General features: G+C 71.4%; 9 protein-coding genes and 1 pseudogene. 6 read left to right on the top strand and 4 right to left on the bottom strand.

Annotation, left to right across the window (positions count from 1 at the left end; genetic code table 11):
- The first annotated feature begins 3 nt into the window (after nucleotides 1-3).
- Nucleotides 4-1,218: an acetyl-CoA C-acetyltransferase gene (locus tag ACZ6S6_RS05925; RefSeq protein ID WP_362952609.1), complete on the top strand. Its 1,215-nt coding sequence runs from the start codon at nucleotides 4-6 to the stop codon at nucleotides 1,216-1,218.
- 39 nt (nucleotides 1,219-1,257) lie between these two features.
- Nucleotides 1,258-3,429 carry a 3-hydroxyacyl-CoA dehydrogenase NAD-binding domain-containing protein gene (locus ACZ6S6_RS05920; RefSeq protein WP_469704123.1) on the top strand — a complete coding sequence of 724 codons (2,172 nt, stop codon included), beginning with the start codon at nucleotides 1,258-1,260 and terminating at the stop codon, nucleotides 3,427-3,429.
- Between the two features lie 22 nt (nucleotides 3,430-3,451).
- On the opposite strand, the gene ACZ6S6_RS05915 is transcribed toward ACZ6S6_RS05920, so the two are convergent.
- Entirely contained in the window at nucleotides 3,452-4,183 is a 732-nt protein-coding gene (locus ACZ6S6_RS05915) for a MerR family transcriptional regulator (protein ID WP_362952613.1), read from the bottom strand.
- A 314-nt stretch (nucleotides 4,184-4,497) separates the two neighbouring features.
- Between ACZ6S6_RS05915 and ACZ6S6_RS05910 the strand changes: the two are divergent.
- Nucleotides 4,498-4,950: pseudogene (locus ACZ6S6_RS05910) on the top strand (long-chain fatty acid--CoA ligase); the annotation flags it as partial.
- Between the two features lie 201 nt (nucleotides 4,951-5,151).
- The gene (locus ACZ6S6_RS05905; RefSeq protein ID WP_363077405.1) at nucleotides 5,152-5,784 is read left to right on the top strand and encodes a TetR/AcrR family transcriptional regulator; all 633 of its coding nucleotides are present in this window, start codon (nucleotides 5,152-5,154) and stop codon (nucleotides 5,782-5,784) included.
- Here the strand turns inward: ACZ6S6_RS05905 and ACZ6S6_RS05900 are convergent.
- A complete protein-coding gene (locus ACZ6S6_RS05900; protein ID WP_469704122.1) occupies nucleotides 5,781-6,731 on the bottom strand; it encodes an oxygenase MpaB family protein in 951 nt (316 codons plus the stop codon). The two genes, ACZ6S6_RS05905 and ACZ6S6_RS05900, sit on opposite strands and share 4 nt — an antisense overlap.
- A 232-nt stretch (nucleotides 6,732-6,963) precedes the next feature.
- Nucleotides 6,964-8,007, bottom strand: a complete 1,044-nt coding sequence (locus ACZ6S6_RS05895) for a LacI family DNA-binding transcriptional regulator (protein ID WP_362952619.1) — start codon at nucleotides 8,005-8,007, stop codon at nucleotides 6,964-6,966.
- A gap of 235 nt (nucleotides 8,008-8,242) precedes the next feature.
- On the opposite strand from ACZ6S6_RS05895, the gene ACZ6S6_RS05890 reads away from it, so the two are divergent.
- Nucleotides 8,243-9,565 (top strand): M14 family metallopeptidase, encoded by a 1,323-nt coding sequence (locus ACZ6S6_RS05890; protein ID WP_469704121.1) that lies wholly within the window; start codon nucleotides 8,243-8,245, stop codon nucleotides 9,563-9,565.
- 74 nt (nucleotides 9,566-9,639) lie between these two features.
- The gene (locus ACZ6S6_RS05885; protein WP_362952623.1) at nucleotides 9,640-11,388 is read left to right on the top strand and encodes a BCCT family transporter; all 1,749 of its coding nucleotides are present in this window, start codon (nucleotides 9,640-9,642) and stop codon (nucleotides 11,386-11,388) included.
- Between the two features lie 75 nt (nucleotides 11,389-11,463).
- Here ACZ6S6_RS05885 and ACZ6S6_RS05880 read toward each other — a convergent pair whose 3' ends face one another.
- Nucleotides 11,464-12,405: an FAD-dependent oxidoreductase gene (locus ACZ6S6_RS05880; protein WP_362952625.1), complete on the bottom strand. Its 942-nt coding sequence runs from the start codon at nucleotides 12,403-12,405 to the stop codon at nucleotides 11,464-11,466.
- Nucleotides 12,406-12,465 lie beyond the last annotated feature (60 nt).

The raw sequence follows: 12,465 nt of genomic DNA, 5'->3' as shown, positions 1-12,465 counted from the left end.
GTCTTGAGTACCGAAGCGTTCGTCTACGACGCGATCCGCACCCCGCGCGGCCGCGGCAAGGCCAATGGGGCCCTGCACGGCACCAAGCCGATCGATCTCGTCGTCGGCCTGATCCACGAGATCCGCGGCCGGTTCCCGGACCTGGACCCGGCGGCCATCGACGACATCGTCCTCGGCGTGGTCAGCCCGCTCGGCGACCAGGGCTCCGACATCGCCCGCATCGCCGCCATCGCGGCCGGCCTCCCGGACACCGTCGCGGGCGTCCAGGAGAACCGCTTCTGTGCCTCGGGCCTGGAAGCCGTCAACCTGGCGGCCGCCAAGGTCCGTTCGGGCTGGGAGGACCTCATCCTCGCGGGCGGCGTCGAGTCGATGTCCCGGGTGCCGATGGGCTCGGACGGCGGCGCCTGGGCGATGGACCCGATGACCAACTACGAGACGGGCTTCGCGCCGCAGGGCATCGGCGCCGACCTCATCGCGACGATCGAGGGCTTCTCACGCCGTGACGTCGACGAGTTCGCCGCGCTGTCGCAGGAGCGGGCCGCCGAGGCGTGGAAGGACAACCGCTTCGCGCGCTCCGTCGTCCCCGTCAAGGACCGCAACGGTCTCGTCGTCCTCGACCACGACGAGCACATGCGGCCCGGCACCACGGCAGACTCCCTCGCCGCGCTCAAGCCGTCGTTCGCGGCGATCGGCGAGATGGGCGGCTTCGACGCGGTGGCCCTGCAGAAGTACCACTGGGTGGAGAAGATCGACCACGTCCACCACGCGGGCAACTCCTCCGGCATCGTCGACGGCGCGGCCCTGGTCGCGATCGGCTCGAAGGAGATCGGGGAGCGGTACGGCCTCACGCCGCGCGCCCGGATCGTCTCCGCCGCGGTCTCCGGCTCCGAGCCCACCATCATGCTCACCGGCCCCGCGCCCGCCACCCGCAAGGCGCTCGCCAAAGCCGGGCTCACCATCGACGACATCGACCTCGTCGAGATCAACGAGGCCTTCGCCGGCGTCGTCCTGCGCTTCGCCAGGGACATGGGTCTGCCGCTGGACAAGATCAATGTCAACGGCGGCGCCATCGCGCTCGGCCACCCCCTCGGCGCCACCGGCGCGATGATCCTCGGCACGCTCATCGACGAGCTGGAGCGCCGGGACAAGCGCTACGGCCTCGCCACCCTCTGCGTCGGCGGCGGCATGGGTGTCGCCACCGTCATCGAGCGTCTCTGACCGTCCCCCGGCCACCCCTGCTTACGGAGAAGAAGAGCAATGACCGAGAGCACGACCATCCGCTGGGAACAGGACGGGACCGGCGTCGTCACCCTCGTACTCGACGACCCCGACCAGTCCGCCAACACGATGAACCAGGCCTTCAAGGACTCCATCGAGGCCGTCGCGGACCGCGCCGAGGCCGAGAAGGACTCCATCCGCGGCATCATCTACACCTCCGCCAAGAAGACCTTCTTCGCGGGCGGCGACCTCAAGGACATGATCAAGGTCGGCCCCGAGAACGCCCAGGCCGCCTTCGACACCGGCACCGCGATCAAGCGCTCGCTGCGCCGCATCGAGACCCTCGGCAAGCCCGTCGTCGCCGCCATCAACGGAGCCGCCCTCGGCGGGGGTTACGAGATCGCCCTCGCCTCCCACCACCGCGTCGCCCTCGACGCGCCCGGCTCCCGGATCGGCCTGCCCGAGGTCACCCTCGGCCTGCTGCCCGCGGGCGGCGGCGTCACCCGCACCGTACGCCTCATGGGCATCGCGGACGCGCTGCTGAAGGTGCTGCTCCAGGGCACCCAGTACACCCCGCGGCGCGCCCTGGAGAACGGCCTGGTCCACGAAGTCGCCGCCACCCGTGGGGAGATGCTCGACCGGGCCCGCGCCTTCATCGACGCCAACCCCGAGTCGCAGCAGCCCTGGGACGTCAAGGGCTACCGGATCCCCGGCGGCACCCCGTCGAACCCCAAGTTCGCCGCCAACCTGCCCGCTTTCCCGGCCAACCTGAAGAAGCAGCTCGCCGGGGCCCCCATGCCCGCGCCGCGCAACATCCTGGCAGCGGCGGTCGAGGGTTCGCAGGTCGACTTCGAGACCGCGCTCACCATCGAGGCCCGCTACTTCACCGAGCTGGTCACCGGCCAGGTCTCGAAGAACATGATCCAGGCGTTCTTCTTCGACCTCCAGGCCGTCAACTCCGGCGCCAGCCGCCCCAAGGGCGTCGAGGAGCGCCAGGTCCGCAAGGTCGCCGTACTCGGCGCCGGGATGATGGGCGCGGGCATCGCCTACTCCTGCGCCCGCGCCGGCATCGAGGTCGTCCTCAAGGACGTCTCCGCCGAGGCCGCCGCCAAGGGCAAGGCGTACAGCGAGAAGCTGCTCGACAAGGCGCTGTCCCGGGGACGTACGACCGAGGCGAAGCGCGACGAGCTCCTCGCCCTCATCACCCCGACCGGCGACCCGGCCGACCTCGCCGGCTGCGACGCCGTCATCGAGGCCGTCTTCGAGGACACCGCGCTCAAGCACAAGGTGTTCCAGGAGATCCAGGACGTCATCGAGCCCGACGCCCTGCTCTGCTCCAACACCTCCACCCTGCCCATCACGGCCCTGGCCGAAGGGGTCTCGCGCCCGGCCGACTTCATCGGGCTGCACTTCTTCTCACCCGTCGACAAGATGCCGCTCGTCGAGATCATCAAGGGCGAGAAGACCGGCGACGAGGCCCTGGCCCGCGCCTTCGACCTGGTCCGCCGGATCAAGAAGACGCCGATCGTCGTCAACGACTCGCGCGGCTTCTTCACCTCGCGCGTCATCGGCCAGTTCATCAACGAGGGCGTCGCGATGGTCGGCGAGGGCGTCGAGCCCGCCTCCGTCGAGCAGGCCGCCGCCCAGGCCGGATACCCGGCCAAGGTGCTCTCCCTGATGGACGAGCTGACCCTCACCCTGCCCCGCAAGATCCGCGACGAGACCAGGCGGGCCGTCGAGGCGGCGGGCGGCAGCTGGGCCGGCCACCCGTCGGACTCGGTCATCGACCGGATGGTCGACGAGTTCGGACGCCCGGGACGCAGCGGCGGCGCGGGCTTCTACGACTACGACGAGAACGGCAGGCGCACCCGCCTCTGGCCCGGCCTGCGCGAGCACTTCACCCGGCCGCGGACGGACGTCTCCTTCACCGACATGCAGGAGCGGATGCTCTTCTCCGAGGCCCTGGACAGCGTCCGCTGCCTGGAGGAGAACGTACTGATCACCGTCGCCGACGCCAACATCGGCTCCATCATGGGCATCGGCTTCCCGCCGTGGACCGGCGGCGTGCTCCAGTACATCAACGGGTACGAGGGCGGCCTGCCCGGTTTCGTGGCCCGCGCCCGGGAACTCGCCGAGCGGTACGGCGACCGCTTCCTGCCGCCCGCGTCGCTCGTCGCGAAGGCGGAGCGGGGCGAGACCTTCCACGACTGACGCCGGGCGCTGCGGGCCGTACTCACTCAGCGGTGAACGCGGCCCGCAGCTCCTCCTTCAGCGACCGCTGGAAGGCGGTCACCAGCGCCTGGAGCACCATCGGCTGCATGTGCGCCGACAGCGACTTCATCGCCCTGACGTGCTCCGGATCGGCCTCCCGCTCCCGGTACGGGCTCCACACCTCGTCCCGGAACAGCCGGGTCAGCTGCTGGGCGGCCGAGCGGGTGTGCTCCAGCAGGACCGTCCGGGCGGCCAGGATCGTCTCGTGCGCGATCGGCACGTCGAGCAGTTCCACACCGAGCCGCAGCAGCCCCGGATCCACCCGGTAGGGGGCCTCGCCCGGATCGGCCCGTTCCAGCACACCCATCGCGGCCAGCCGGTCGAGATCCTGCTCGGTCAGCGCCCGCCCCGCGCGGCGTTCCAGCTCCGCGCGGGTCGAGTCCTCCGCCGAGTCCGGTGCCCAGGTCGCCACCAGGGCCCGGTGGATCGCCAGATCCTGGGCGCTCAGATCGGGCGGCAGCTGCTCCAGATAGCGTTCGATCGCGGCGAGCGTCATGCCCTGGTGCTGGAGCTCCTCGATGAGCGCGAGCCGGGAGAGGTGGTCGTGCCCGTAGTGCCCCACCCGGCGCGGCCCGATCACCGGCGGCGGCAGCAGCCCGCGGGTGCTGTAGAAGCGCACCGTGCGCACGGTCACCCCGGCACGCGCCGCCAGCTCGTCGACGGTGAGCGTCGGCTCCTCGGTCCCGGTCGCCATATCTGCTCCTCGTGTCCGACCCCGCGGCTGAACTGCTGGGCGTGTGCGTCAATCAGGTTCAACAGTATTGCTGTCTCACCACTGTTGTGAAAGTCTCCGGCAGCAGCGAAGCGCAGTCCACCCCCAGGTGCGGGCCCGCACGGTCCGGCCGAAGGGCGACAGGAGGCGGCCGTGCCCACGACCCTGAGACTCCCCGCGGACCCCGTGTCGTCGAACTCCCCGGCCACGTCGAGCACATCTGCTATCTGCCCCTCGCCCATATCGCGGAGCGGATGCTCGGCATCTACCTCTCCGTCTTCCGTGCCTCGCACGTCCACCTCTGGCTCACCGACCGCAAGAAGGAAATGATCGTCACCTCGACCGGCAAGAACGTCTCCCCGGCACTGGTCGAGAACACCCTCAAGGAACACCCCCTGATCGGCCAGGCCCTCGTCCACGGCGACGGCCGCTCCTACCTGGTGGCCCTGCTGGTCCTGGACCCCGATACGGCACCGGCCTGGGCGGCCGCCCGGGGCATCGACGCGGACGCCTCCGCACTGGCCGGCCACCCGGCCGTCCGGGAGGAGGTCGCAGCGGCCGTACGGGCGGCAAACGCCCGGCTCAACCGGACCGAGCAGATCAAACGCCACCGCCTGCTCGGGGAGGAGTGGGGCCCGGAGACCGGCGAGCTGACCCCCTCGCTGAAACTGCGGCGCAAGGCGATCAGGGACAGGTACGCCGACACCATCGACGCGCTGTACCGGCCGGAGCCCGACGAGGGGAGATGACGCACCGACTGTCGGTGCCGGCTCGTACGCCGGCGCCATGACGGAGATCGTTACGTACGGGGCGCGGCCGTCGGCGCACCCCTGTCCTCGTCCCCGCGCGGATAACAGGCGGACAGCGAGCGGATACAGAGAGACGGGCAACGGCTCTGTGTTCCGGCGCCGCTATGGTGGACCGGAACCGGCGGAGAACGGGGAGGGCCCATGGCCGCACGGAGTACGGACGAAACACTGCTCGTCCGGGCGCTCGGCGAGACACCGCCCTCCGACGCGCTGACCGAGCAGATCCTCGACGCCGCTCGTGAGCAGTTCATGACCTTCGGGCTGCGCCGCTCCACCGTCGACGACGTCGCCAAGCGGGCCGGGGTCTCGCGCGTGACGGTGTACCGGCGGATCGGCAACAAGGACGGCCTGGTGTCGGCCTGCCTGCTGCGGGAGTACCGGCGCTTCGTCGTCGAGGTGGACGAGGCGGTCGCCGCGCTGCCCACCACCGAGGACCGGATCGTCGAAGGGTTCGTGGCCGTCCTCGGCCACATCCGCGAACACCCGCTGGTCGGCGGTCTGTTGAGGCTGGAGCCGGAGATCATGCTCCCGTTCCTGACGGTGGAGAGCGGGCCGGCCCTCGTCGCCATGCGCGGTTACGTGGCCGGCCGACTGCGCGAGGCCCGGCGTGCGGAGGGGAGGCCCGAGGCCGATGCGACACCCGTCGCCGAGCTGATGGTGCGCATCACGGTCTCCTTCCTCCTCAACCCGGTGAGCTGTTTCGAGCTCGACGACGACGAGCAGCTGCGGGCGTTCGCCCGCAGCTACCTGGTACCGCTGATCGCCGTCGCCTAGACGGGACGTTCGAACACCTCCCGGGTGCGCTGATCCGCGCACCTGTTCAGCGGCGACCCCGAAGGCGTGGGGTGACGCTCGTCGGGCAGCGGCTCCACGGGCCGGCTGCCCGCCCAGTGCGGGCCCAGATCGTCGAGCCGCCAGCCGAACGGGTAGGAACGCGGCTGCGGGCGCGAGGGCAGCCACCGGGGCCGGGCCGGGAGCAGACGCACACACCGCGAGCGGGCCCGCAGCGTTCCCGCGGCGGCCGACCGGACCCAGCGGGGCTGCGCCCTGAACCCCAGGGCCCGCAGTAACGGTTCGTCCAGCAGCGCGAGCGAGAACCGTGCGATCGCCGGACGCAGCGGGCGCGGGTACCAGCTCGCCATGATCCGGAACGTGGCGTTGGCGACCCGCCGGTTCGCCGGGTCGTAGGCGAACATCCGCTCCTCGTAGGAGTCCAGCAGCCGCTCGAACCCCTCATAGGTGTCCGGCGCGCCCTCGATGTCCATCATCGCGGCCATCTTCCGGCCCACCTCGGTCAGCGCCTCGGTCTCCACCGGGCACAGGGGCCGCCAGCCGAACCGGTCGATCCAGCGCTTCGGCCCGACGACCGTGGTCGCCAGGACGTACAGGAAGTCCTCATTGGGTATCCGGTACTTGCCGTGGATGCGGTTGAGATGGCGGGCCGCCGCCCGCCCGCGCTCCGAGTCGAAGCCGTCGGCGGCCATCTCGTACCCGATCAGTACCGTGTCGTCGTAGCGCTTCTGTCCGGACCGTTCGAACTCCTGCGTACGGTCCAGGAGGACGGAGATGCGGGGGACCCCGTAGTCGCGGAGGAACGCGACGCTCACCCCCTGCCGGTAGTCCCAGGGGAACTCGTACTGCGAGATCAGCCGGAGTATCTCGGCGCAGTCGCGGACGGGATCCATTCGGCGTATCTCACGAAGGCGGCTGTAGCGGCCCATGGTGCGCCCTCCTGTCGGGCGGTGCGTGCGGCGCCCTCCGGTCCAACTCCCTTGAACCGGAGGGGATCTGACGGGCACTTCGAGCAGAGAGTCAATGTTACAAATACTATCGACTTGTTGCACGGGTCGCGTCAACACCGCCGGCCCGGATCGGGTCGTCGCTCACACCGCCGTGGCGGGGCCGCGGCGGTGTGTGTGGTGGAAGGCGCCCGGCCTCATGCCGGTGCGTGCGTCAGGCCGACGCGCGGTGGACGAGCTCCGTCGGCGTGATCACCGAATCCTGTTCGGTGGCTCCGCCGTTCAGCCGCTCCATCAGGATCCGGACCATCAACCGGCCCATTCCCACCACGTCCTGACGGACCGTCGTCAGTGGCGGGTCGGTGGCCTCGGACACCGACTCCATGTCGTCGAAGCCGACCAGTGCCACGTCCTGCGGCACCCGGCGGCCGTGCTCGCGCAGCACCCGCAGGGCGCCCGAGGCCATCAGGTCGTTGGCGGCGAAGACCGCGTCCAGGTCCGGCCGCCTCTCCAGCAGCCCGGCCATGGCGCGGGCGCCGCCCTCCGCGGTGAAGTCGCCGTCCGCGACCAGCGCGGGATCGCCGTCGGGCAGCACGTCGAAGTAGCCGTCGACCCGGTCGAGCGCCGAGGTCTGGTCGCGCGGGCCCGCGATGTGCGCGATGTGCCGGCGGCCGAGCGAGACCAGATGGCGCACGGCCTCGCGGGCGCCGCCGCGGTTGTCGCAGTCGACGTAGGGGACCGCGAGCCCGGAGGCGGCGCCCGGCCGTCCGGGGCGCCCGCCGTAGACCGTCGGTACCCGGAACCGGCGGATGACCGCGGACAGTTCGTCGTCCGTGTGCATCGAGAACGCCAGCACACCGTCCACGTGGCCACCGGCCAGATAGCGGGTGACCCGGTCGAAGTCCCCGCTTCCCTCCACCAGGAGCAGCACCAACTGTGCGTCGTAGGTGATGAGTTCACGGCTTATTCCGCGGATGTGCTGGGAGAAGAAGGGGTCGGAGAAGATCCGGATCTCGGGTTCGTCGATGATCACGGCGACGGCTCCGTTGCGCCGGGTCACCAGCGTCCGGGCGGCGTGGTTCGGTATGTAGCCGAGCTCATCGACCGCCTTGCGCACCTGCTCCACGAGCGGCTGCCGTACCCCGGCACCGCCGTTGACCACCCGGGAGGCCGTTGCCCGGGACACCCCGGCGCGGGCTGCCACGGCTTCCAGTGTGGGGCGTGCGTCGTGAGGGGCATCGGGGGTCGGACGGGGCAAGGGACGCTCCTCGGAGGCGCGAGAGGGGGCCGGAGACGGCCGGGGCCCGGCCGAACAGCACGAACCTCGCCAGCCTAGGGCCTTTCGCGGAGCGCTGACCGGGGGGCCTGTCGCGCGGGCGCCGGCCACGGTACCTTCCGCCCATGCCGACACGTGCGCGGGGTGCCCGCTCGACGTACAGACAGCCCGTCCCGGCCCCCGCCGGCGGTCCGCGCGGCACGGGAGCCTTCGGCCGATGACGGGCCGCGCACCGGACGGCCGCGAGCGGCGGGCGGGCCGTCGCCGGGTCCGCGGGCTCGCGCAGACGGCCCTCGCCACCGCGCTGGCCGGTGTGCTGCTCACGGGGTCCGCGCAGGCCGCGCGGACACCGCCGCCCACCGGATTCGAATCCACCGGCGGGGCGCGCTGGACCGGCCCGGCCGAGGAACGCTCCCTGCTCGCGACCGCCGGCCGGCGCAGCGGCCGGGTCTCCGTGGAGCGGATCGGTACGACGAAGCAGGGGCGCCCGCTGCGGCTCGTCCGGATCGGCAGCCGGCGCCCGGCCGCCCTCACCGTGCTCCTCGTGTGCAGTCAGCACGGCGACGAACCCGCCGCCCGCGAGGCCTGCCTGACGGTGATCCGTGACCTCGGATACGCCGGGGACCGGGCGACCCGGGACCTTCTCTCCCGTACCGAGATCCTCGTCATCCCCACCGCCAACCCCGACGGCCGCGCCGCCGGAACGCGGGGCAACTCCGACGACGTGGACATCAACCGCGACCACATCGCGCTGCGGACCGCCGAGGGCCGCGCCATCGCGGCAGTCCTCCGGGACCACCGGCCCGATGTGGTCTACGACCTGCACGAGTACGGCGCGACCCCGCCGTACTACGACAAGGACCTGACCGTCCTGTGGCCACGCAATCCCAATGTCCAGGGCCGGCTGCACGACGAATCGAAGCTCCTGGCCGGACACCATGTGCGCCCGGCCGCCGGCGACGCCGGACACGACAGCGGGCTCTACGGCATCTGGACCGACCCGGTCACCGGCCGGCCGGTCAAGCAGACCGCGGGCGACGGGCAGGAGCGCATCCTGCGCAATGCGGCGGGCGTCAAGCATGCCGTGGCCCTGCTCGTCGAGTCCCGCGTGGACGCGCTCACCGAAGCCGAGCGGGCCGACCCCGCACTCAACAACCGCCGCCGGGTGCACTCCCAACTCGCCGCGCTCAAGGGTCTTTTCTCCTACGTCGAGGAGCGGCGCGGCGAGATCGCCGCCGCCACCGCCCGCTCCCGGGCGGCCGGGTTCACCGACCGGGGCCCGGTCCGGTTCGGCGGGGCCGACAACGAGGCGGCGGGGCCCGGCGAGATCCTCACGCACCCGCCCTGCGGTTACCGGCTCACGGCGGCCCGGTTCGCCCGGGTCGGGGACGAACTCGCCCTGCACGGCGTCACCTCCCGGCCCGACGGTGACGGCGTGTACGTACCGCTGGCCCAGCCCGCCCGGCGGCTGATCCCGCTCCTTCTGGACGGGGATGCGGCATATCACCTCACAAACGGGCAAGCCGATACCGCTTGTTGATCCCGGGAGATGTGCACCGCGTGTGGTACTGCCTACGGAGAGCGAAAATTCAGCTTCCTTGAAAGGTGCCATTCGTGTCGCAGGACGATCAGAGAACGGGCGGCAGGGGGGATCTGTCGGTGACGGCGGCGAATCTGCCCGGCGACCCGACCCAGGGCCGGCGCCCCACGACCGACCGGGTGGTGTTCGGCGTCACCGCCGTCCTCACCCTCGCCTTCGTGGTCTGGGGGGCCACCGCCACCGACTCGCTGGAGAGCGTCTCCAGCACCCTGCTCAACGGCCTCATGCACAACGGCGGTTGGGCCTTCATGCTGGCCGCCTCCGGATTCGTGATCTTCGCGCTCTGGCTCGCCGTCAGCCGCTACGGAAAGATCACCCTCGGCCTGGAGGGCGAGGAGCCGGAATTCCGGACGGTGTCCTGGGTCGCCATGATGTTCAGCGCCGGTATGGGCATCGGCCTGATGTTCTACGGAGTGAGTGAGCCCCTGGCACACTTCGTCCACCCGCCGCCCGGCACCCATCCCGCCGACGCCGCCGACGCGATGCAGACGGCGATGGCCACCACCCTCTTCCACTGGACGCTCCACCCCTGGGCGATCTACGCGGTGGTCGGTCTCGCCATCGCGTACAGCACCTTCCGGCGCCGCAGGCGGCAGACGATCAGCGCCGTCTTCGAACCGCTCATCGGCGCCCGGCACGCCCACGGCGGCGTCGGCCGGCTGATCGACATCCTCGCCATCTTCGCCACGCTCTTCGGCTCGGCCGCCTCGCTGGGGCTGGGAGCCCTCCAGATCGGCAGCGGTTTCCACGAGCTGAACTGGATGGAGAAGACGAGCACCGGACTGCTCGTACTGATCATCGCCGTGCTGACCGCGGCCTTCGTCGCCTCGGCGATCTCCGGTGTGGAGAAGGGCATCCAGTGGCTGTCCAACATCAATATGGTGCTCGCCCTGATCCTCGCCGTCTTCGTGTTCATCGCGGGCCCCACCATCATCGTGCTCGACCTGCTGCCCACCTCGATCGCCGCCTACATCGGTGATCTGCCCCAGCTCGCCGGCCGCACCGAGGCGACCGGCAAGGGAGAGGTCGCCGACTGGCTCAGCAGCTGGACCGTCTTCTACTGGGCCTGGTGGATCTCCTGGACCCCCTTCGTCGGCATGTTCATCGCCAGGATCAGCCGCGGCCGGACGATCCGTCAGTTCATCGGCGGGGTCATCCTGGTCCCCAGCACGGTCAGCCTGGTCTGGTTCGCGATCTTCGGCGGCACCGCCATCAAGCTCCAGGAGGCGGGGAAGCTGAACGGCGCCGAGACCCAGGAGGCCCAGCTCTTCGGCGTACTCCAGCAGTTCCCCATCCCCACGGTGATGAGTCTGCTGGTGATGATCCTGGTCGGCATCTTCTTCGTGTCGGGCGCGGACGCCGCCTCCGTCGTGATGGGCACCCTGTCCCAGAAGGGCGTCCTCGAACCGGCCAAGTGGGTCATCGTCTTCTGGGGCGTCACCACCGGTGCGGTGGGGGCGGTCATGCTGCTGATCGGGAACGGCAAGGGCGATGCGCTGGCCGGCCTGCAGAACCTGACCATCCTGGTGGCCGCGCCCTTCACGATCGTCATGATCGGCATGTGTGTGTCCCTGATGCGGGACCTGCGCGAGGACCCGCTCATCGTGCGCCGCGAGTTCGGGGTGGAGGCGGTCGAGTCCGCGGTCATCGAGGGCCACGCGAAGTACGACGGTGACTTCGAGATCCGGATCGGCCCCGGCGGCAGCCAGATCACCACCGAACACGGGGACAAGGCCGGCGGTTCGAGCCCGGCGGCCGACTGAGGGCGCGCCGTACGCCGTACCAGCCGGGCGCCGCCCGAGGGGGCCGCCGTACCCGCCTGCCCGGCGCGCGGTGGGTCAGCCCACCAGCCGGGCCGCCGCCTGCGCGCACCCCAGGGCCACCGTCACCCCCGCGCCCCCGTGTCCGTAGTTGTGGACCAGGCGCCCGCCGCCGGGCAGCGGCTCGGCCTCGATGCGGACCCCCGCGTCCCGGGCGGGCCGCAGCCCCACCCGGTGCCCGATGATCCGAGCGCGGGCGATCTCCGGCCGGACCCTGGCACACCGCGCCACGATCTCCTCGGCCGCGCGGGGGTCGGGCACGGTGCTCCAGTCGTCCGTCCCGGCGGTGCCGCCCAGCACCAGCCGGCCCGGCTGCGGGAAGAAGTACGTCGTCGCGCTCGACGCCGGGTCCGCCTCGGTGAACCACTCATCGATCCCCGGGTTCTCCACCATGACCAGCTGACCGCGGACCGGGCGCATCCCGGTGTCCGGGACCAGCTCGCGGGCACCGAGACCCGTGCAGTTGACCACCGTCGCCGCCTCGGCCGCCGCCTCGTCGAACGAGGTGACCGTGCGCCGCTCGACCGAGCCCCCGGCCGCCCTGACCTGTTCCTCCAGCCAGTCCAGATGGACCGGCATGTCGATCAGCGGCAGCCGGCACCGCAGCCCCTCGGCGCTCTCCACCACATCGTCCAGCTTCCCGGCCCACGCCCCGAGCGCCGCGAGCCGCTCGCCCCGGTGCAGGCCGCTGACCAGCCGTACCCCGGTCTCCTGCGGACGGGCGGCCAGCTCCTCGTACCAGCGCAGCGAGGTCAGCGACCAGTCGCCGACCCGGTCCAGCGGCTCGATCCGGTACGGCCACCACAGGGCGCCCGCCACCGCCGAAGCCGTGGCCGCCGCGGGCTGCCGGGACCAGACCCGCACCCGGTGACCGTGCCCGGCCAGCACCACCGCCGTGGTGAGGCCGCTGACCCCACCGCCCACCACGATCACTTCCGACACTGCCGCACCGCCGCTCATCTCTGTCCGGACCCCGTTCGGGCCCGGACGCCAGGGCCTCTCGCCGGGCCCGGTCCGGGC

The sequence above is a fragment of the Streptomyces sp. NPDC048671 genome, from assembly GCF_055587045.1.
This window is presented reverse-complemented; position numbering and strand designations above follow the sequence as displayed.

What these genes read in the sequence shown, in the direction of transcription:
- ACZ6S6_RS05920 (WP_469704123.1), top strand. Translation starts at nt 1,258, where the DNA reads ATGACCGAGAGCACGACCATCCGCTGGGAACAGGACGGGACCGGCGTC.
- ACZ6S6_RS05915 (WP_362952613.1), bottom strand. Translation starts at nt 4,183, where the DNA reads ATGGCGACCGGGACCGAGGAGCCGACGCTCACCGTCGACGAGCTGGCG.
- ACZ6S6_RS05905 (WP_363077405.1), top strand. Translation starts at nt 5,152, where the DNA reads ATGGCCGCACGGAGTACGGACGAAACACTGCTCGTCCGGGCGCTCGGC.
- ACZ6S6_RS05900 (WP_469704122.1), bottom strand. Translation starts at nt 6,731, where the DNA reads ATGGGCCGCTACAGCCGCCTTCGTGAGATACGCCGAATGGATCCCGTC.
- ACZ6S6_RS05890 (WP_469704121.1), top strand. Translation starts at nt 8,243, where the DNA reads ATGACGGGCCGCGCACCGGACGGCCGCGAGCGGCGGGCGGGCCGTCGC.
- ACZ6S6_RS05880 (WP_362952625.1), bottom strand. Translation starts at nt 12,405, where the DNA reads ATGAGCGGCGGTGCGGCAGTGTCGGAAGTGATCGTGGTGGGCGGTGGG.